This is a genomic window from Streptomyces sp. 17_S59 (genome assembly GCF_056930295.1).
The window spans coordinates 2291332-2313296 of record NZ_JBXOWD010000001.1; the positions used below are offsets into that span (position 1 = coordinate 2291332).

General features: G+C 69.5%; 6 protein-coding genes and 1 tRNA gene. 3 read left to right on the forward strand and 4 right to left on the reverse strand.

What is annotated here, in order from left to right:
• Positions 1–114: 114 nt before the first annotated feature.
• Positions 115–1743 carry a dynamin family protein gene (locus AC1Z4A_RS10130; protein WP_483683551.1) on the reverse strand — a complete coding sequence of 543 codons (1629 nt, stop codon included), beginning with the start codon at positions 1741–1743 and terminating at the stop codon, positions 115–117.
• 305 nt (positions 1744–2048) lie between these two features.
• Here AC1Z4A_RS10130 and AC1Z4A_RS10135 point away from each other — a divergent pair.
• Both AC1Z4A_RS10135 and AC1Z4A_RS10140 read left to right on the forward strand, forming a co-directional pair.
• Positions 2049–2121, forward strand: a tRNA-Arg gene (locus AC1Z4A_RS10135).
• A gap of 287 nt (positions 2122–2408) precedes the next feature.
• Positions 2409–2720 (forward strand): hypothetical protein, encoded by a 312-nt coding sequence (locus tag AC1Z4A_RS10140; RefSeq protein WP_483677558.1) that lies wholly within the window; start codon positions 2409–2411, stop codon positions 2718–2720.
• Between the two features lie 214 nt (positions 2721–2934).
• On the opposite strand, the gene AC1Z4A_RS10145 is transcribed toward AC1Z4A_RS10140, so the two are convergent.
• The 3 genes from AC1Z4A_RS10145 to AC1Z4A_RS10155 are packed head-to-tail and all read right to left on the reverse strand — an operon-like array spanning position 2935 to position 5902.
• Positions 2935–4503 carry an acyl-CoA carboxylase subunit beta gene (locus AC1Z4A_RS10145; RefSeq protein ID WP_483677559.1) on the reverse strand — a complete coding sequence of 523 codons (1569 nt, stop codon included), beginning with the start codon at positions 4501–4503 and terminating at the stop codon, positions 2935–2937.
• Positions 4500–5066: a hypothetical protein gene (locus AC1Z4A_RS10150; protein WP_483677560.1), complete on the reverse strand. Its 567-nt coding sequence runs from the start codon at positions 5064–5066 to the stop codon at positions 4500–4502. Before AC1Z4A_RS10150 ends, AC1Z4A_RS10145 begins: the two co-directional genes overlap by 4 nt.
• Positions 5066–5902 (reverse strand): alpha/beta fold hydrolase, encoded by an 837-nt coding sequence (locus tag AC1Z4A_RS10155; RefSeq protein ID WP_483677561.1) that lies wholly within the window; start codon positions 5900–5902, stop codon positions 5066–5068. The genes AC1Z4A_RS10150 and AC1Z4A_RS10155 overlap by 1 nt, the downstream gene beginning before the upstream one ends.
• 335 nt (positions 5903–6237) lie before the next feature.
• On the opposite strand from AC1Z4A_RS10155, the gene AC1Z4A_RS10160 reads away from it, so the two are divergent.
• The gene (locus AC1Z4A_RS10160) at positions 6238–21954 is read left to right on the forward strand and encodes an amino acid adenylation domain-containing protein (RefSeq protein WP_483677562.1); all 15717 of its coding nucleotides are present in this window, start codon (positions 6238–6240) and stop codon (positions 21952–21954) included.
• Positions 21955–21965: the final 11 nt, after the last annotated feature.

Here is a 21965-nt window from a genome sequence, read left to right on the forward strand (position 1 = left end):
CACCCGACGCGACCGCAGGAGCGAACGGATCCATGGCGGCGGGCTCCGCACCCCCGGCTGCTGCCCCTGCTCCCCCTGCTGATTCTGCTGATTCTGCTGACGGCGGCACGGCAGTCATCTCTCCTTCTGCAATACGGACAGCGCCGCGATGAGTTCGACCTGGTGGTCGGGGGTCATCTCCAGGGCCTCGAGGGGGGCGGCCCGGCGCTCCCGCTCGGCCTCGAGGGTCTGCTCGAGGCAGTCGGACAGCAGCTGTCCGCCGCGGTCCCGCAGCCGCAGCGCGACCGCGGCCCCGAAGGTCTCGGCCAGCGTCTCCCCCGCCGTGTCCGCCTTGCGGCCGCCGAGCAGGGCCGCCGCCAGCAGGGCGGCGGTCCGCTCGGCCTCCGTGCCGCGGTCGCGCTCGGCGGCCCGCACCTCCTCCTGGGCGATCTCCTCCAGGCAGCGCCGCCAGCGCCGCACGGCCACGCCGATGCGGTCGCCCGCGCCGTCCGGGTCGCGGGGCGCGAGCGCGGCCCCGGCGGCCGGGTCGCCGGCGCAGGAGGCGGCGATCTCCTCGTCGGCGGCGTCGGCGGCGCAGGTGAGCAGGGCGATGAGGGAGGCGGTGAGGGCGGTGAGCAGCTCGTCGGGGTTGCTGTCGCCCGGGTACCCGCGCCAGTGGGTCAGGGCGTCGCCGGCCAGCGCCTCGCCCGCCTCGACCTCTCGCCGGACGCGCCGGGCGGCGCGGCCGTACGCGTCCTCGACGCGCCCCATCAGCCGGACGGCCGCCGCGTGCTGGACGGCCGCGGCCCCGGCGAGGCCCGGCAGCCGCGATCCGAGCGAGGAGAGCACTCCGCGCGCGGTACGGGCGACCGCCACCGTGCGGGCCGCCGGGTCCTCGGCGCGCTGGGCGAGCCACGCCCGCAGCCCCGCCACGGCGGTGGCGGGCAGCAGCCCGCTGCCGCCGGCGGACTCGGGCAGCTCGGGAATGGTGAACCGGGGGACGTCGCCGAGGCCCGCGTGCTCGAGCAGCGCGTCGTACTGCCGGGAGACCTCGACGGCCACCTGGTGCGGCACCCGGTCCAGGACGGTGACGAGGGTGACGTCGTACTCCTTGGCCGTCCGCAGCAGGTGCCAGGGCACGGCATCGGCGTACCGGGTCGCGGTGGTGACGAGCACCCAGATGTCGGCAGCGCAGATCAGCGCGGCCGCGACCTCGCGGTTGTGCGCGACGAGGGAGTCGATGTCGGGCGCATCGAGGAGCGCGAGACCGCGTGGGAGCGCGCGATCGGTCTCGATGCACAGCGTGAGCAGCTCACTCTCCACCTCTTCGTGCGCCTCCGCGCCCCCTGCCGCCGCGTCGAGCGCCTCCGGCTCGAAGGGGGCACCCTCCTGGGGGGCCAGCCAGGCCCGCTGGAGGCCGGGCAGCACCCGGGGTCCCGCGAACCAGTGGTGATCGTCGGGATGACACACCAGGACTGGCGTACGAGTTGTCGGCCGCAGCACCCCCGCCTCAGTGACCCTGCGCCCCACCAGCGAGTTGACCAGGGTGGACTTCCCGGCCCCCGTGGACCCTCCGACAACGGCCAGCAACGGCGCTTCGGGGGCGCACAGCCGGGGCACCAAGTAGTCGTCGAGCTGCGCCAGGAGCTCGGCCCGGTTTCGGCGGGCGAGGTCGGCGCCCGGGAGGGGGAGCGGGAAGCGTGCGGCGTCCACGCGGTCACGCAGTGCGGACAGCGCATCGAGCAGTCGGGGCCGTACGTCCAAGGTCGCCACACGTGCAGAATGCCCAATTCTGGTGTGTTTTTGAAGCGTATAGCCCCTGGCGCGCGAGGCGTGGCGCAAGGGGCCCCGGCATAACGAGTACACAACACCCGACGACTGGGACGTCAAAAACGATGCGAAAATCGCACCTGCCTGCGATTATCAGGACCGCTTCACCGAACCTCCACATCGTGTCACGGAGGTGAAGCAACCGGGACGAGGTACGCGGAGCCCTATCCTTGTCCCCGGCAAGGTCACGGCACCACCGAGCCCGGGGCTTCAGCCGTCCGCGACCGCCGCACACACCGGCCCCCGTAGCTCAGTGGATAGAGCAGGCGCCTTCTAAGCGCTTGGCCGCAGGTTCGAGTCCTGCCGGGGGCGCCCTTCACAGCCGTCGCCCCCCTCCCACCGGGAGGGCGCGACGAGGCCGCCCCGGAACAGCGTGCCGGCCCGGCCGCCCGGCCCGGCACTCGGACGACGACGGCACCCGACCGCACCGCCCGCAGGGGATCCCGCGCACTGGCGGGACCGCGGCACCACCCCGGCCTGCCCAATGCAGGAAGGTGCCAATCTCTCAATTTCGCACGCTGAAGCGAACCGCAGTGAACTCTAATTGGATCACACCGGCAGCCGACGGGCTGCGGGAATTGATTCAAGGAGTCAACAATATGCGCAAGTTGCTGAATGCCGCAGCCGTGACGCTGGGCGGGGCGGCCCTCGTGGCAGCCACGCAGGGAATGGCGTCGGCCGCCACCACGACGGCCACCGCCGGCTCCGTCCCCAGCTGCGTCTCGGCGCAGGAGATACTCTTCGGCACCGTTTCCGTCAAGGTGACCAACAACTGCAGCACCGTGCAGCACATCCAGGTCAAGTACACGGACCGCACCGACCCCACGTGCTACTCGATCCAGCCCGGCCAGAGCGCGACGAGCGCCCTGCCGTTCAACACCTCGCACTTCGACCGTCTGATCGCCTGCTGAGTACTCACCACTTGGGCATTACATCAGGCGTGAGCCAATAAATATTGGCCAAGAGTGCCCGACGCCACACCATGGGAATCCCAGTGGCGCCGGGCACTCTTGATGCGCTCCGCGGAAATACCCAGTTTCCGGCCACCGATGAAATCGTCTGCCGGTAAAACTCGCCGTTCCTACCGCGGCGGACGCGGTAGGAACGGCGGTGATCACCACACGCTCACGCCGGGGGATTGCCGTGCTTGCGGGCAGGAAGCGAAGCGTGCTTCGAGCGCAGCATGGCCAGGGCGCCGATCAGCACGGAGCGGGTGTCCGCGGGGTCGATGACATCGTCCACGAGGCCCCGCTCGGCCGCGTAGTACGGGTGCATCAGCTCGGCCTTGTACTCCTTGACCAGCTGGGCGCGCGTCGCCTCGGGGGTGTCGGAGGCCGCGATCTGCCGCCGGAAGACGACATTGGCCGCACCTTCCGCGCCCATGACCGCGATCTCGTTGGTCGGCCAGGCGAAGGTGAGGTCGGCGCCGATGGACTGCGAGTCCATGACGATGTAGGCACCGCCGTAGGCCTTGCGCAGGATCACCGAGATCCGGGGCACCGTGGCGTTGCAGTACGCGTACAGCAGCTTTGCACCGTGCCGGATGATTCCACCGTGCTCCTGGTCCACGCCGGGGAGGAACCCGGGCACATCGACGAGCGTGACGAGCGGAATGCTGAAGGCATCGCACAGCTGCACAAAGCGTGCCGCTTTCTCCGAGGAGTGGATGTCGAGAACGCCGGCCAGGGACTGCGGCTGGTTGGCGACGATGCCGACCACTTCACCGTCGATTCTGGCGAGCGTGCAGATGACACTGGTGGCCCAGCGCTCGTGCACCTCCATGTGCTCACCGTCGTCGACGATCTCCTCGATGACCTTGCGCATGTCGTACGGACGGTTTCCGTCCGGCGGCACGAGGCCGGGCAACCCTTCGCGGCGGGAATCGGCAGAGGGCGACTCGGCCGAACGCGGCGGCATTTCCCGGTTGTTCTGGGGCAGGAGGGAGAGGAGGTACCGGACCTCCTCGAGGCAGGTCTCCTCGTCGTCGTAGGCGAAGTGGGCCACGCCGGAGGTCTCCGCGTGCACGTCCGCACCGCCCAGACCGTTCTGGGTGATCTCCTCACCCGTCACCGCACGGACCACGTCCGGACCGGTGATGAACATCTGCGAGGTCTCCCGGACCATGAACACGAAGTCCGTCAGGGCCGGGGAGTAGGCCGCACCACCCGCACACGGGCCCAGCATCACACTGATCTGCGGGATCACACCCGAGGCCTTCGTGTTGCGCTGGAAGATCCCGCCGTACCCGGCGAGCGCCGAGACGCCCTCCTGGATGCGGGCGCCCGCACCGTCGTTCAGGGACACCAGCGGCGCCCCGGCGGCGATCGCCTTGTCCATGATCTTGTGGATCTTCGTGGCATGGGCCTCGCCCAGCGCACCACCGAAGATCCGGAAGTCGTGTGCGTAGACGAACACCGTCCGCCCGTGCACGGTCCCCCACCCGGTGATCACACCATCGGTGTACGGGCGCTTCTCCTCCAGCCCGAACCCCGTGGCACGATGCCGCCGCAGCGGCTCCACCTCGGTAAAAGAGCCCTCGTCGAGCAGCAGATCTATACGCTCGCGAGCCGTCAGCTTCCCCTTGGCGTGCTGAGCGGCGGTGGCCTTGGGCGAGCCTTGGAACACCTCGTCCCGGATTCTGGACAGTTCGGCGAGCCGGTCCCGCGTGTCCGCGGAAGCGGTTTCCTGGGTCATAGCCAACTCCCGTTCTGGTCACCCGGCCGGCAGCGGCGCCGGTAGTAGCCGTACGTCAGCGCCAGCACCAAGGGCCCCCACAGCACGAACAAACCAGTGACCGCCGTGGCCAGGGCGTGCCACCACCCGTTCTCGTACTCGACGTCCGAGCGACCGGCCAGGCCGAACGTGGTGCACACCCAGTCGACCAGCAGCGCAGTGAAGGCGAGTCCGGCAAGTGCCGCGGGCGCGATCACCGCGGACGGCGGGATGCGCCTGCCGCCGATCACCGGCACCCGGTCGGGCACGGTCTCGCCCCACCAGCGCACCAGCCCGAAGCACAGCAGGGCGAACGCCTCCGAGAGGATGCTGAGCGTCAGGACGTAGGGCACGGTCACCCACAAGCCCTGCTTCGTGCGGGGAAGTTCCATCCCCATCTGGAACCCGAAACCGAAGGGCAGTCGCCAGAGACAGACGGGCAGGCCGAGCAGGGGAATCAGCTGGGCAACCCGTTCGGCCCAGCTGGGTACGGGCAGCGCGGTCGCCCTGGTCACCGCCCGTACGCCGCCCCGCCGACCGGACATCAGCTCTCCCGGCCCGACTTCACCCGGTGCAGGATCTCCTCGGCGACTCTCTCCGGTGCCTGCTCCGGCTGCCAGTGTGTGACGCCTTCCAGTCGGACGAAACGGTACGGCCCGGTCACGTGCTCCGCCGTCCGCTCGACGGCGACCGCGCTCGCTGCCATGTCGCCGTCGCTCGAGATGTACGTCGTGGGGACCGGAACGGGGCCGAGGCCCTCGTGCTCGGCGAGGAGGCTGCCGGAGCGGTACCAGTTCAAGGTCGCGTCCAGGACGCCGGGGCGGGTGTGCAGATCGAGGTAGTGATCGACCTGGGCGGGTTCGATCACGTCGCCGAACAGTGACCGAAGGGGTTCCGCATCGTCGGCGAGGAGTCCCGCGGTGCTCTCCGGCGACACGAACCAGGCTATGTACTGGGAAAGCCGGCGCTGCTGAGGGTCGTTGCGCAGCGCGTACCAGTACGCCTCCAGGTGCGGGAAGGAGACCGCGGTCAGCGAGCGGACCCGGTCGGAGTGGTGCGCGGCAAGGAACCAGGCGACGACGGATCCCCAGTCGTGTCCGACCACATGGGCGGACTCCACACCGAGGGCGTCCAGGATCCCCAGGGCGTCACCGGCCAGCAGCGGGAGCGCGTACGAGTCCGCGCCCAGCGGCCGGGCACCGTCCGAGTAGCCACGCTGGTCGGGCGCGATGGTACGGAGGCCGGCAGCGTGCAGAGCCGGTACGACCCGGTCCCAGGCATGCCGGCTCTGGGGGAATCCGTGCAGCAGGAGGACCGGGTCCCCGCCGTCCGGCCCCGATACCTCGACATCGAATACCAGCTCACCAACCGGCACCTGCATGCTTATCCCTTTTCGCTATTCATTACGGAAAGCCACACGCGTTTGCAACGGGTTTTTTCCGGAGGGCCCGCCCGTTGCCCCGGAAGGCGTCAGTCGGCTCTTGCGCGGGGCAGCCACACCCGGGGACCTTAACGAACGAGCACCCTACCGGCGACGCCCCTGACAGCCAACTGCTGGGCCCACCAGGGCATGGAGGCCCGGTCCCCGGGATCTGGCAGGTTGTTGCAGCCGTGGTTGCAGCCCAACTGGCGCCAACTGTTGAGTGACCGCTGAGATGCGCTGAGATCCATCTGGGCGCAGACACCCTGCGCGAATATGGAGTGGGAGTAATTCACGTGAAGAGCCGTGGGATCGAGGACGTTCTTCCACTGTCGCCGTTGCAGCAGGGCCTGCTGTTCCACGCGGTTTACGACGAGGAATCGGCCGACATCTACGCCGTTCAGCTGGTTCTCGAAATCGAAGGACCGCTGAATGCCGATTCGCTGCGCTTGGCTGCTGATGCCCTGCTGCGTCGGCACGCCAACCTGCGCGCGGCATTCCTCCACGAGAAGTTCGACGAGCCGGTCCAGCTGATACCCCGGGCCGTGGAACTCCCCTGGTCCGAAGTGGACTTCAGCGCACTCCCCGAGGAGGAGCGCCAGAACGAGTGGGACCGCTGGCGGGCCGCGGACCGCGTGCGCCGTTTCGACCTCACCAAGCCGCCGCTCATCCGGTTCACCCTCGTCACCATGGCGCCCGGCCAGTACCGGCTGGTGATCTCCAACCACCACATCCTTCTCGACGGCTGGTCCATGCCCGTCCTGCTCCGCGAGCTGCTGGAGCTGTACGGCACCAGGGGTGACGCGTCGGCACTGCCTCGGGTCACCCCGTACCGCGAGTACCTTTCCTGGCTCGCCAAGCAGGACCGGGCGGCCGCCAGGTCCGCCTGGGAGAAGGCGCTCAGCGGTCTGCAGGAGCCGAGCCTGATCGCCCCTGCCACGCGCGGCCAGAGCCACGGACTTCCGGAGACGGTGTCGGTCGAACTGTCGGCCGCCCTCACCGAGGGGCTGGCCAAGCAGGCCCGTTCAGGGGGGCGCACCCTCAACACTCTGCTCCAGGCCGCATGGGCCATCGTGATCGCCCAGCTGACCGGCCATGACGACGTCGTGCTCGGCTCGGTGGTGTCCGGCCGCCCTCCGCACATCTCCGGCATCGAGTCGATGGTCGGCCTCTTCATCAACACGCTTCCCGCACGCGTCACCGTCGACCCCGCCGAGACCTTCGGCGCCCTCGTCGACCGGCTCCAGACCGAGCAGGCCGCTCTCACCCCCTACCACCACGTCAGCCTTACCGAGCTTCAGCAACTCGCCGGGCTGGGCGACCTGTTCGACACCTGCGTAGTGGTGGAGAACTACCCCGTCGACACGACGGCCCTGAAGATGCCGGACGACGGGATTCGCATCACCGGCTTCGACGGTAAGGACGCCACGCACTACGCGGCGGTCCTCACCGCGATACCCGGTCAGCGCATGCACCTGCAGCTCGAATATCGGACGGACATTTTCGACAAGTCCACCGCCGAATCCCTCCTCGGCCGCGTTCTGTTGCTTCTGGAGCAGATCGCCGAGGGCGACACCACGCCGATCGGCCGGCTCGAGCTGCTGTCGGCCCAGGAACGCGACCGAGTCCTCACCGAGTGGAGCCCGGTGACGCCGCCGGTCCGCGAGGCGACGCTGGCGGACGTTTTCGAGGCCCAGGCCGCCCGGACGCCGGACGCCGTCGCCGTGAAGTCCGGCGACACCTCTCTCACGTATGCCGAGCTGGACCAGCACTCGAACCGGCTCGCCCGGTATCTGATCGCACAAGGCGCGGGCCCGGAACAGCTGGTTGCCCTGGCACTGCCGCGCACCGAGCAGATGGTCGTGGCGCAGGTCGCCGTCCTGAAGACCGGTGCCGGGTACCTTCCGGTGGACCCGGAGTACCCTGCCGACCGCATTGCCTACCTGCTTCAGGATGCGAAGCCGGTACTCGCTCTGTCCACCGTCGAGACGACGGTGGCATTCGACGGTGTGGCACCGCAGGGAGAATCCCGTCTGGTGCTCGACTCGCCGGCGGTCCTGGACGACCTGTCCCGCCAGTCCGCCGAGCCGGTCACGGACGAAGACCGCAGGAGCCCGCTCTCGCCGTGGAACCCTGCATACGTCATCTACACGTCGGGATCCACCGGCCGTCCCAAGGGCGTCGTCATCCCCCACCGCAATGCGGTGCAGCTCTATGACACCCACATGGACGACCTCTTCGAGCCGGAGCGGCTGGCGGCCGGCGGGCGACAGCTGAAGATGGCGTGGACCGCCTCGTTCTCCTTCGACGCCTCGGTCGACGACCTGCTGTGGATGATGGCCGGCCACCAGGTGCACATCATCAGCAACGACGTACGACGCGATGCCGAGCAGACGGTTCGCTACATCGCGGAAGAGCGCATCGACATCCTCGACGTCACCCCTTCCTACCTGCAGCATCTGCTCGCTGCGGGGATGATGCAGAACACCGGGCACCGGCCCCGGGCCATGCAGGTCGGCGGCGAGGCAACCGGTGAAGCACTGTGGCAGGAGCTGCGGGCGCTCCCGGACACCACCTCCTACAACCAGTACGGTCCGACCGAGACGTCCGTGGACGCCGTCCAGGGCCGCATCGCCGACAGCGAGCGGCCGGTCATCGGCCGGCCCCTGCAGCGCACCCGGGTGTACGTCCTGGACACGCAGCTCCGCCTGCTCCCTCCGGGTGTGACCGGCGAACTCTACATCGCCGGCCCCAGCCTGGCCCGCGGCTACCTGAACCGCTACGGCCTGACGTCGGAGCGGTTCGTGGCCGACCCGTTCGGCGCGCCCGGTGACCGGATGTACCGGTCGGGCGACGTCGTTCGCTGGGCGGTGGACGGACAGCTCGAGTACGTGGGGCGTGTCGACGACCAGGTGAAGATCCGCGGCTTCCGCATCGAGCTGGGCGAGATCGAGAAGGTGCTCACCGCCCATCCGGCCGTCGCTCAGGCCGCCGTCATCGTCCGCGAGGACCAGCCGGGCAACCAGCTTCTCGTCGCCTACACCATCCCCGCGCAGGGCACGGCTGTCGAATCCGGCGCGCTGCGCGAGCACCTGGCAGCCGCGCTGCCCGAATTCATGGTCCCGGCCGCCTTCATGAGCGTCGACGTTCTTCCGCTCACCGCCAACGGCAAGCTGGACCGCAAGGCGCTGCCCGCACCCGACTTCAGCGACCAGGTCACCGGTCGCGGCCCGCGCAACGAGCGCGAAGAGACCCTCTGCAAGCTCTTCGCCGACGTCCTCGGCATCGACGCCATCGGCATCGACGACAGCTTCTTCAACCTGGGCGGCCACTCGCTCAACGCCACCCGGCTCGTGAGCCGCATCCGTGCCGAATTCAAGGTCGAACTGTCGGTGCGCAGCCTGTTCCAGTCGCCCACGGTTGCGGGCATCGCCAAGCTGATCGGCTCCGCCGACGATGCCCGCCAGCCCCTGGTGGCCATGGAGCGCCCCGCCGAGATCCCCCTGTCACCTGCCCAGACCCGGCTGTGGTTCCTCAACCGGCTGGAGGACGTCGGCGGCAACTACAACATGCCGGTCGCGCTCCGCCTCGCAGGGGTACTGGACGCCGACGCCCTGAAGCTCGCCCTCACCGACGTGGTGGCGCGCCACGAAAGCCTGCGCACGGTCTTCCCGGAGACGGACGGCCTCCCGCGCCAGGAGATCCTCCCCGAGTCCGCCGTGCAGCTCGAGCTGCACACCAGCAGCACCACTGAGGAAGAGCTCGGGCAGGCGATCGCGGAAGCCACCGCCGCCCGGTTCGACCTCGCCGCGCAGATCCCGATCCGTGCGCATCTCTACCGGCTCGCGCCCGAGGCCCATGTCCTGCTGGTGACGATGCACCACATCGCGGGCGACGCCTGGTCCATGACCCCGCTGGCACGTGACCTGTCCGTCGCCTACGCGGCACGCTGTGCGGGCACCGCGCCCGAGTGGAAGCCGCTGCCGGTGCAGTACGCCGACTACACCCTCTGGCAGCGAGAAGTGCTGGGCGACGAGTCCGACCCCGGCAGCGCGCTGGCACAGCAGATCGCCTACTGGCGGGCCGAACTTGCCGGCTCTCCCGAGGAACTCGGACTGCCGACGGACCGTCCCCGTCCGGCCCGGCCGACCCATCGCGGCGCCGACGTTCCCGTACGGCTGGACGCGGCCACCCACCGGAGTCTGCTCGCCCTGTCCCAGACCAGCGGGAGCAGCCTCTTCATGGTGCTCCAGGCCGGTGTGGCGGCGCTCCTGACCCGTCACGGCGCCGGCACCGACATCCCCCTGGGCTCGCCCATCGCGGGCCGTACGGATGCGGCGCTGGACGACCTGGTCGGCTTCTTCGTCAACACCCTGGTGCTGCGCACGGACACCTCCGGCGACCCGACGTTCCGGCAGCTGCTGGGCCGGGTCCGGGAGACCGACCTGGCGGCCTACGCCCACCAGGACCTGGCCTTCGAACGCCTGGTCGAGATCCTCAACCCGGCCCGGTCCTTGACCCGGCACCCGCTGTTCCAGGTCTTCCTGTCCTTGCACAACAACCCCGAGACTGCAGTCGAAATCGGGGGAATCCGTGCGACCGAGTACCCCACGGCGCTCGGCGAGGCGAAGTTCGACCTCACCTTCGAACTCGTCGAGACCCTGGACGCCAAGGGCGATGCCGCCGGTATCGAGGGCCGCCTCGAGTTCGCGCAGGATCTGTTCGACGAGGGTTCGGCCCAGCGCCTGGCGGACGGTCTGATGCGGCTGCTGGAGGCCGTCGCAGTGAACCCCGACACGCCCATCGGTGCAGTGGAGATTGTCTCCGCTGGTGAGCGTGGGTTGGTTGCGGGTTGGAACGACACGGTGCGTGAGGTGGCCGGCGGGACGCTGCCGGGGATGTTCGAGGCGCAGGTGGCCCGGACGCCGGACGCGGTCGCGGTGGTCTTCGAGGGCCGGCAGCTCACCTACGCCCAGCTGGATGCCCGTGCCAACCGCCTCGCTCACGAGCTGATCGCACGTGGTGTGAAGCCCGGTGACTTCGTCGCCGTGGCCGCACCCCGCTCACTGGAGCTGGTCACCGCCCTCTACGCGGTGCTCAAGGCAGGCGCCGCCTACGTCCCGGTGGACCCGGACTACCCGGCCGAGCGGATCGGCTGGATCCTCGAGGACGCCAAGCCGGCACTGGTGCTGACCACTACCACTGTCACCGACCGTCTGCCCGACGCCGGAATCGATCAGCTGCTGCTGGACACCGTCGAGGGCCAGGCCGGCGACCGGCCGGAAACCGCACCCGAGCGGAACCTGCCCGCCAACGCCCCCGCCTACGTCATCTTCACCTCCGGCTCCACCGGCCGCCCCAAGGGCGTCGTCCTCGGACACGAAGGCATCCACAACCGCCTCGAATGGGGCCAGGCCCAGTACGCCCTGGACTCCTCCGACCGGACCCTGCAGAAGACGCCTTCCGGGTTCGATGTCTCTGTCTGGGAGTTCTTCTGGCCGCTGCGCACCGGCGCCACCATGGTCCTGGCACGTCCCGAGGGCCACAAGGACCCTGCCTACCTCGCCCGGCTCATCCAGGACGAGCGCATCACCACCGCACACTTCGTGCCCTCGATGCTCCAGGCATTCCTCGCCGAGCCCACCGCAGCAGCCTGCACCACCCTGCGCACCGTCATCTGCTCCGGTGAAGCCCTGCCCGCCGACGCCGTCCACCGCTTCCACCAGCTCCTGCCCGCCACCGCCCTGCACAACCTCTACGGACCCACCGAAGCGTCCGTCGAGGTCACCGCCTACACCACCACCGGCACGGAGACCACCGTCCCCATCGGTGCCCCCGTCTGGAACACCCGCACCTACATCCTCGACCACGCCCTGCGCCCCACACCCATCGGCGTCCCCGGCGAGCTCTACCTCGCCGGCATCCAGCTCGCCCACGCCTACACCGGCCGCCCCGCACTGACCGCCGAACGCTTCACCGCCGACCCCTACAGCACCACCGGCGAACGCATGTACCGCACCGGCGACATCGCCCGCTGGACCCCCCACGGCACCCTCGAATACCAAGGCCGCGCCGACGACCAGATCAAACTCCGCGGCCTCCGCATCGAACTCGGCGAAATCGAGAACGCTCTCACCGCCCTCGAGCACGTCGCCCAGGCCGCTGTCGCGGTCCGCGACGAACACCTGGTCGCCTACCTCGTGCCCGAGGCCGGTGAGACGGTGGACACCGGCGCCCTGCGTGCCCGTGTTGCAGCCGTGCTGCCCGAGTACATGGTCCCCACGGTGTTCATCACCCTCGGCGAGCTGCCCCTGACCGCCAACGGCAAGCTCGACCGCAAGGCCCTGCCCACACCCGACTTCACCACCCAGGTCACCGGACGCGAACCCCGCAACCAGCGCGAAGAAACCCTCTGCAAGCTCTTCGCCGACGTCCTCGGCATCGACACCATCGGCATCGACGACAACTTCTTCGAACTCGGCGGCCACTCCCTGCTCGCCACGCGTGTCATCAGCCGCATCCGCACCGAACTCGGCGTGGAGCTGGCCGTGCGCGCGGTGTTCGAAGAGCCCACAGTCGCAGGACTGGCCACCCGCATCGACACGGCCGGCACCTCGCGCCAGGCGCTGACCGTCCAGCAGCGGCCCGAGGAGATTCCCCTCTCCGCCGCCCAGCAACGCCTGTGGTTCCTCAACCGCCTCGAAGGCCCCAACGCCACCTACAACCTTCCTCTCTCGGTCCGGCTGCGGGGCAAGCTGGACGCGGACGCGCTGCAGGCCGCAGTCGTCGACGTCGTCGCCCGGCACGAGAGCCTGCGGACCGTCTTCCCCGAAACGGACGGCCGCCCCCGCCAGCACGTCCTGTCCGGTGGCGAAGCGACGCCCGAATTCGTCGTCGTCGAGGTCACGGACGACACGCTCGCCGAACACGTCGAAGCCGCGTCCCAGCACGGTTTCGACCTGGCGCGCGATCTGCCGCTGCGGGCCCACCTGTTCCGGGTCGCAGCCGACGATCACGTCCTTCTGCTGGTCGTGCACCACATTGCGGGCGACGGCTGGTCGATGGCCCCGCTCTCCCGCGACCTGTCGGCCGCGTACGCCGCGCGCTGCGCGGGCACGGCGCCCGAGTGGGAGCCGCTGCCGGTGCAGTACGCCGACTACACCCTCTGGCAGCGCCACGTGCTCGGCGACGAGAGCGATCCGCAGAGCGTCATGTCCGCCCAGCTGGACTACTGGCGCACCACCCTGTCCGGCATCCCCGAGGAGCTTCAGCTCCCCACCGACCGGCCGCGGGCCGCCGTCGCCACCAACAAGGGCCGGACGCTGCCCCTGGCGCTGCCCGCCACGGTCCACCGGGGAGTCGCGGACGTCGCCCACGCCCATGGCGCGAGCGTGTTCATGGTGATGCAGGCCGCGATCGCGGCCCTGCTGGGCAAGCTCGGCGCCGGCGAGGACATCCCGATCGGCAGCGTGATCGCCGGCCGTACCGACGAAGCCCTCGACGACCTCGTCGGCTTCTTCGTCAACACCCTGGTCCTGCGTACGGACCTCTCCGGCAACCCGACCTTCCGCGAACTCCTCGAGCGCGTGAAGGAGACCGACCTCGCGGCCTTCGCCAACCAGGACGTCCCCTTCGAACGCCTCGTGGACGACCTCAGCCCCGAGCGCTCCCTGGCCCGGCACCCCCTGTTCCAGGTCATGCTGTCGTTCGAGAACAACGCCGCCGGACAGGCCACGATCGCCGGTACGGAAGCGACGCCCTACGGCGTCGACCTGGACATCGCGAAGTTCGATCTCTCCTTCCAGCTCGTCGAGCGCTTCGACGCCGACGGGGCTCCGGCCGGGATCGTCGGTGGCCTCGAATTCGCCACGGACCTGTTCGACACGTCCACGGCCGAGACCGTCCTGTCCCGGCTGGGCCGGCTGCTGGACGGCGTGCTGAGCGACCCGGACGCACCGGTGAGCACGGTGGACGTGCTGTCGGCCGACGAGCGCGAGCGCATTCTCGTGGAGTGGAACCCCGAGGCACGGACAGTGCCCGAGGCGACTCTGGTGTCCCTGTTCGAGGCCCAGGCAGCGCGCACGCCCGAGGCGATCGCGGTCACGAGCGGCGCGACCACGCTCTCGTACCGGGAGCTGGACACCCGGTCCAACCGGCTGGCCCGTCGCCTGATCGCACAGGGCGTGGGCCCGGAGCAGCTGGTGGCCCTGGCCCTGCCGCGCACCGAGCAGATGATCATTGCGCTGCTGGCCGTGCTGAAGGCCGGTGCCGGGTACCTTCCGGTGGACCCCGACTACCCGGCCGACCGGATCGCGTACATGCTCCAGGACGCCGCGCCCGTGCTCGTGCTGTCGTGCGCCGACACGGCTGCCGTCCTCGACTCCCTCGAAGCCGACACCAGCGCACGCCTGGTCATCGACGACCCGGCCGAGGCCGAGGCCCTGGCCGAGCAGTCCGGTGATCCGGTCGCCGACGAGGAGCGCACCACCCCGCTGTCCCCGTGGCACCCTGCGTACGTCATCTACACCTCCGGCTCCACCGGCCGGCCCAAGGGCGTGATGATCCCGCACCAGAACGTCACGCGCCTCTTCGCCTCGACCGAGCACTGGTTCGGATTCGGCTCCGAAGACGTCTGGACCATGTTCCACTCCTACGCCTTCGATTTCTCCGTCTGGGAGATCTGGGGCCCGCTGCTGTACGGCGGCCGGCTCGTCATGGTCCCGTACGCGACCAGCCGCTCCACCCAGGAGTTCCGCGCCCTGCTCGCGGAGAGCGGTGTGACCGTTCTCAACCAGACGCCGTCCGCGTTCTACCGGCTCATCCAGGAAGAGAGCGAGAACCCGGGTTCGGCAGGTCAGCTGGCTCTGCGCACGGTCGTCTTCGGCGGCGAGGCCCTGGATCTGCGCCGTCTCGAGGACTGGTACCGGATCCACCCGGACGACGCTCCCACGCTGGTCAACATGTACGGCATCACCGAAACCACCGTGCACGTCACCTACCGGTCCCTGGACCGGCAGGGCGCCGCCACCCTCAGCGGCAGCGTCATCGGCGAGGCGATCCCGGACCTCCGGGTGTACGTCCTCGACGCGGGACTGCGCCCGGTGCCGCCGGGCGTCCCCGGCGAGCTGTACGTCGCGGGCGCCGGTCTCGCCCGGGGTTACCTGGGCCGTCCCGGTCTGTCCGCCGAGCGCTTCGTGGCCTGCCCCTTCGGCGCCCCCGGTGAGCGCATGTACCGCACCGGTGACGTCGTGCGCTGGACGGCCGACGGCGAACTCGAGTACCACGGCCGCGCCGACGACCAGGTGAAGATCCGCGGCTTCCGCATCGAGCTGGGCGAGATCGAGGCCGCCGTGTCCTCCTACGACGCGGTGGCCCAGGCCACCGTCGTCGTCCGTGAGGACCAGCCCGGCAACAAGCGGCTCGTCGCCTACGCGGTGCCGACCGCGGGCCACCGGATCGACACGGATCTGCTCCGCGACCACGTGGCCGAAGTACTGCCGGACTACATGGTCCCCGCAGCCTTCGTCGCCCTCGGCGAACTGCCCCTGACCGCCAACGGCAAGCTCGACCGCAAGGCCCTGCCCGCACCCGACTTCAATGCACAGGTGACCGGGCGCGGACCGCGCAGTGAACGGGAAGAGCTGCTCTGTGCCCTCTTCGCCGATGTCCTCGGGCTCGAGCAGGTCGGCATCGACGACAGCTTCTTCGAACTGGGCGGCGACAGCATCGTCTCCATCCAGCTCGTCAGCCGCGCTCGGGCAGCCGGTCTCCTCCTCACCCCGCGCGATGTCTTCCAGCACCGCACGGTCGAGGCACTGGCCGTCGTCGCGCAGAGCACCGGCGAAGAGGCCGACTCCGGTCCGCAGGACCCGGATGCCGGCATCGGCGACCTGCCGGCGACGCCGATCATCCACTGGCTCGCCGAAAAGGGCGGGGCAGTCGACGGTTACAACCAAGCGATGATCGTCCAGGCTCCGGGCGACGCCACCCTGGAATCCCTCGCCGCCACCCTGCAGGCCGCCCTCGACCACCACGACATCCTGCGGCTGCGGACCACCCGGACCGAGGGCAAGCCCTGGTCACTCACCATCCAGCCGAAGGGATCCGTCAAGGCGGCCGGCATCCTGCGCCGCGTCGACACCGCCGGCATCCACGGCGACGACCTCCGCACCCTCATGGCCGAGGAAGCACGGCCCGCTCAGGAGGGGCTCGACCCGGACAACGGAGTCATGCTCCAGGCCGTCTGGTTCGACGCGGGGCACGGAACCACCGGACGCCTCCTGCTGATGGCCCACCACCTGGTCATCGACGGCGTCTCCTGGCGCATCCTGCTGCCCGATCTCGCCACTGCCTACGAGGCCGTCGGCAAGGGTGAGAAGGTCACGCTGCCCCCTGTCGGCACGTCGTTCCGTGCGTGGGCGAAGGGCCTGACCGAGGCCGCGGCCTCCCCCGCCCGCACCAACGAACTCGACGCATGGACCACCATGCTCGACACCGAAGACCCCCTCCTCGGCAACCGACCCCTCGACCCCACACGCGACACCGCCGACACCTCCCGCAGCCTCAGCCTCGAACTCCCCACCCACATCACCGAACCACTCCTGACCACCATCCCCGCCGCCTTCCACGCCGGCGTCAACGACATCCTCCTCACCGCCTTCTCCCTCGCCGTCGCCCACTGGCGCCACCACCGAGGCCACCACCACACCACCACCCTCATCGACCTCGAAGGCCACGGCCGCGAAGAACTCGTCCCCAACACCGACATCTCCCGCACCATCGGCTGGTTCACCAGCATCTTCCCCGTCAACCTCAACCCCGACATCACCCACCACGACTGGAGCGACATCTGGGCCGGCGGACCCACCATCGGCAACGCCATCAAAACCATCAAGGAACAACTCCGCACCCTCCCCGACAACGGAGCCGGCTACGGCCTCCTCCGCCACCTCAACCCCACCACCGCCACCACCCTCAACCAACTCCCCACCCCCCAAATCAGCTTCAACTACCTCGGCCGATTCGACATCGTCGACGAGAGCGCGGAGGCTTCGGACTGGGAGCTGTCCGCCAACACGGACGCGGGCAACGGCCGCGACCCGAAGGGCCGGCTGACCCATGCGCTCGAGGTGAGTGCGCTGACGGCCGACACTGCCGACGGCGGCCCCACCCTGGTCGCAGGCTGGACCTGGCCGCGGGAGCTGTTCGGCGAGGACGAGGTCCGGGACCTGGCCGAGACCTGGTTCCGCGCCCTCGAAGCCATCGTCACCCACGCCGGAGGACCGGGTGCCGGCGGCCACACGCCCTCCGACTTCACGCTCGTGGAGCTGGCACAGGACGAGATCGACACGCTGGAGGCGCAGCAGCCGCAGCTGGAGGACATCCTGCCGCTCGCGCCGCTGCAGCAGGGTCTGCTCTTCCACGCCGTGTACGACGACGAGGGCTCCGACGTCTACTCCGTGCAGATGGCCTTCGACTTCGAGGGCGATCTGGACGCCGAGGCGATGAAGCAGGCTGCCGCCAAGCTGCTCGCCCGGCATGCCAACCTGCGCACCGGATTCCACTCGCGGGAAAAGGGCGACCCGGTCCAGGTGGTTTCGCGTCGGGTCGAACTGCCCTGGACCGAGATCGACTTGAGCGGGCTTCCGGAGGAGGACCGTCAGGGTGAGCTGATCCGGTTGGCGGAGGAGGACCGGGTGCTCCGCTTCGACCTCAGCCGGCCGCCGCTCATGCGTTTCACCCTGTTCACCGTGGGATCGAACCGTCACCGGCTCCTGGTGACCAACCACCACATCCTGCTCGACGGATGGTCGACCCCGATCCTGGTGGACGAGCTGTTCGCGCTCTACCGCACGAACGGCGACGAGTCGGGCCTGGCCCGGGTGACCCCGTACCGCGACTACCTCGCATGGCTGACCCGGCAGGACCGTTCGGAGGCCGAGGCCGCCTGGACCCGCGAGTTCGAGGGCCTGGAGGAGCCGACGCTGCTCGCCGGCCACAGGGACGGACAGGAGTCCGTGCTCCCGGAGCGGTTGGTGCTCGAACTCGATGCGGACGAAACAGCCGAGCTGCTCGCGCAGGCCCGTCGACTCGGCGTCACGACGAACACCATCGTGCAGGCGGCATGGGCGCTGCTGCTCGGCCATATGACGGGACGCGAGGACGTGGTGTTCGGCGCCACGGTCTCCGGACGCCCCGCCGACATCCCGGGCATCGAGTCCATGGTCGGCCTGTTCATCAACACCCTGCCCGTACGCGTCAAGCTCGACCCCGCCGAGACGCTGGGGGCACTGGTCCGGCGCGTTCAGGCCCGCCAGACCGATCTGCTGCCCCACCACCACATCGGCCTCAACGATGTGCAGCGGCTCACCGGGCACAGCGAACTCTTCGACACGCTGGTCGTCTTCGAGAACTATCCGATCGACAACGATGCTCTGGAGCAGGACAACAAGGGGCTGAACATCGTCTCCGGCACCAGCCGCGACGCCACGCACTATCCGCTCAGCCTCATCGCCTCCCAGGACAACACCGCGTTCAACCTGCGCCTGGACTACCGTCCCGACGTCCTCGACGCCGAGCGGGTTGCCGCCATCGGGGAGCAGCTCCGCCTGCTGCTCGGCACCTTGGCTCAGGAGACCGAACTGCCTGCGGGCCGTGCGGAGCTTCTCCCGGCTGGTGAGCGTGGGTTGGTTGCGGGTTGGAACGACACGGTGCGTAAGGTGGCCGGCGGGACGCTGCCGGGGATGTTCGAGGCGCAGGTGGCCCGGACGCCGGACGCGGTCGCGGTGGTCTTCGAGGGCCGGCAGCTCACCTACGCCCAGCTGGATGCCCGTGCCAACCGCCTCGCTCACGAGCTGATCGCACGTGGTGTGAAGCCCGGTGACTTCGTCGCCGTGGCCGCACCCCGCTCACTGGAGCTGGTCACCGCCCTCTACGCGGTGCTCAAGGCAGGCGCCGCCTACGTCCCGGTGGACCCGGACTACCCGGCCGAGCGGATCGGCTGGATCCTCGAGGACGCCAAGCCGGCACTGGTGCTGACCACCACCACTGTCACCGACCGTCTGCCCGACGCCGGAATCGATCAGCTGCTGCTGGACACCGTCGAGGGCCAGGCCGGCGACCGGCCGGAAACCGCACCCGAGCGGAACCTGCCCGCCAACGCCCCCGCCTACGTCATCTTCACCTCCGGCTCCACCGGCCGCCCCAAGGGCGTCGTCCTCGGACACGAAGGCATCCACAACCGCCTCGAATGGATGCAGGACACCTACCGGCTCGGCGCGAGTGACCGGGTGCTGCAGAAGACGCCTTCCGGGTTCGATGTCTCTGTCTGGGAGTTCTTCTGGCCGCTGCGCACCGGCGCCACCATGGTCCTGGCACGTCCCGAGGGCCACAAGGACCCCGCCTACCTCGCCCGGCTCATCCAGGACGAGCGCATCACCACCGCACACTTCGTGCCCTCGATGCTCCAGGCATTCCTCGCCGAGCCCACCGCAGCAGCCTGCACCACCCTGCGCACCGTCATCTGCTCCGGTGAAGCCCTGCCCGCCGACGCCGTCCACCGCTTCCACCAGCTCCTGCCCGCCACCACCCTGCACAACCTCTACGGACCCACCGAAGCATCCGTCGACGTCACCGCCTACACCACCACCGGCACGGAGACCACCATCCCCATCGGTGCCCCCGTCTGGAACACCCGCACCTACATCCTCGACCACGCCCTGCGCCCCACACCCATCGGCGTCCCCGGCGAGCTCTACCTCGCCGGCATCCAGCTCGCCCACGCCTACACCGGCCGCCCCGCACTGACCGCCGAACGCTTCACCGCCGACCCCTACAGCACCACCGGCGAACGCATGTACCGCACCGGCGACATCGCCCGCTGGACCCCCCACGGCACCCTCGAATACCAAGGCCGCGCCGACGACCAGATCAAACTCCGCGGCCTCCGCATCGAACTCGGCGAAATCGAGAACGTCCTCGTCTCCGCGGAAACGGTGGCGCAGGCAACCGTCATCGTGCGCGAGGACCAGCCGGGCAACCAGCGACTCGTCGCCTACCTCGTGCCCACGACCGGCAAGACTGTGGACACCGAAGCGGCACGGCAGCACGCTGCGGCCGTCCTGCCGGACTACATGGTCCCCGCAGCCTTCGTCACTCTCGGCGAGCTGCCCCTGACCGCCAACGGCAAGCTCGACCGCAAGGCCCTGCCCGCACCCGACTTCACCACCCAGGTCACCGGACGCGAACCCCGCAACCAGCGCGAAGAAACCCTCTGCAAGCTCTTCGCCGACGTCCTCGGCCTCGACACCATCGGCATCGACGACAACTTCTTCGAACTCGGCGGCGACAGCATCGTCTCCATCCAGCTCGTCAGCCGCGCTCGGGCAGCCGGTCTCCTCTTCACCCCGCGCGATGTCTTCCGGCACCGCACGGTCGAGGCACTGGCCGTCGTCGCGCAGGTGTCCGAGGACCGTTCCGAGACGGCTCCGCAGGACCCGGATGCCGGCGTCGGCGACCTGCCGGCGACGCCGATCATGCACTGGCTCGCCGAAACCGGTGGTCCGATCGACGGGTTCAACCAGGCCATGGTCGTCCAGGCTCCGGCCGACGCCACCCTGGAGACCCTGACCACGGCCCTGCAGACCATCCTCGACCACCACGACGTCCTGCGGCTGCGGACCACCCGGACCGAGGGCAAGCCCTGGTCACTCACCATCCAGCCGAAGGGATCCGTCAAGGCGGCCGGCATCCTGCGCCGCGTCGACACCGCCGGCATCCACGGCGACGACCTGCGCACCCTCATGGCCGGGGAGACCCCGCCGGCGCAGACGGCGCTCGACCCGGACAACGGAGTCATGCTCCAGGCCGTCTGGTTCGACGCGGGCCAGGGGACCAACGGGCGGCTCCTGCTGATGGCCCATCACCTGGTCGTCGACGGCGTCTCCTGGCGCATCCTCGTGCCCGACTTCGCCACTGCCTACGAGGCGGCGAAGGCCGGCCGGGAGGCTGACTTCGGAGCACCGGGCACGTCGTTCCGTGCGTGGGCGAAGGGCCTGACCGAGGCCGCGGCCTCCCCCGCCCGCACCAACGAACTCGACGCATGGACCACCATGCTCGACACCGAAGACCCCCTCCTCGGCAACCGACCCCTCGACCCCACACGCGACACCGCCGACACCTCCCGCAGCCTCAGCCTCGAACTCCCCACCCACATCACCGAACCACTCCTGACCACCATCCCCGCCGCCTTCCACGCCGGCGTCAACGACATCCTCCTCACCGCCTTCTCCCTCGCCGTCGCCCACTGGCGCCACCACCGAGGCCACCACCACACCACCACCCTCATCGACCTCGAAGGCCACGGCCGCGAAGAACTCGTCCCCAACACCGACATCTCCCGCACCATCGGCTGGTTCACCAGCATCTTCCCCGTCAACCTCAACCCCGACATCACCCACCACGACTGGAGCGACATCTGGGCCGGCGGACCCACCATCGGCAACGCCATCAAAACCATCAAGGAACAACTCCGCACCCTCCCCGACAACGGAGCCGGCTACGGCCTCCTCCGCCACCTCAACCCCACCACCGCCACCACCCTCAACCAACTCCCCACCCCCCAAATCAGCTTCAACTACCTCGGCCGATTCGACGGGGCGGAGCAGGAGCGTGGCAACGGCCCGGCGACCGCTTGGTCACCTGCGCCGGAGGCGGACAGCGGAGTGAGCGGCGGCAGTGACGCGGGGATGCGGCTCAGGTACGCCTTCGTGCTGAGCGCGGCGGCTGTGGACGGCCCGGACGGTCCTTCGCTGACGGCGGACTGGTCCTGGCCGCGGGAGCTGTTCGGCGAGGACGAGGTCCGGGACCTGGCCGAGACCTGGTTCCGCGCCCTCGAAGCCATCGTCACCCACGCCGGAGGACCGGGTGCCGGCGGCCTCACTCCGTCCGACCTGTCCCTCGCGGGTCTGTCGCAGGACGAGATCGACGAATTCGAAGACGACTTCGAGCTCTGAGCAGAGATCAC

Coding starts and splice junctions, on each gene's coding strand:
- AC1Z4A_RS10150 (WP_483677560.1), bottom strand. CDS start 5,066: ATGTCCGGTCGGCGGGGCGGCGTACGGGCGGTGACCAGGGCGACCGCG.
- AC1Z4A_RS10145 (WP_483677559.1), bottom strand. CDS start 4,503: ATGACCCAGGAAACCGCTTCCGCGGACACGCGGGACCGGCTCGCCGAA.
- AC1Z4A_RS10140 (WP_483677558.1), top strand. CDS start 2,409: ATGCGCAAGTTGCTGAATGCCGCAGCCGTGACGCTGGGCGGGGCGGCC.
- AC1Z4A_RS10155 (WP_483677561.1), bottom strand. CDS start 5,902: ATGCAGGTGCCGGTTGGTGAGCTGGTATTCGATGTCGAGGTATCGGGG.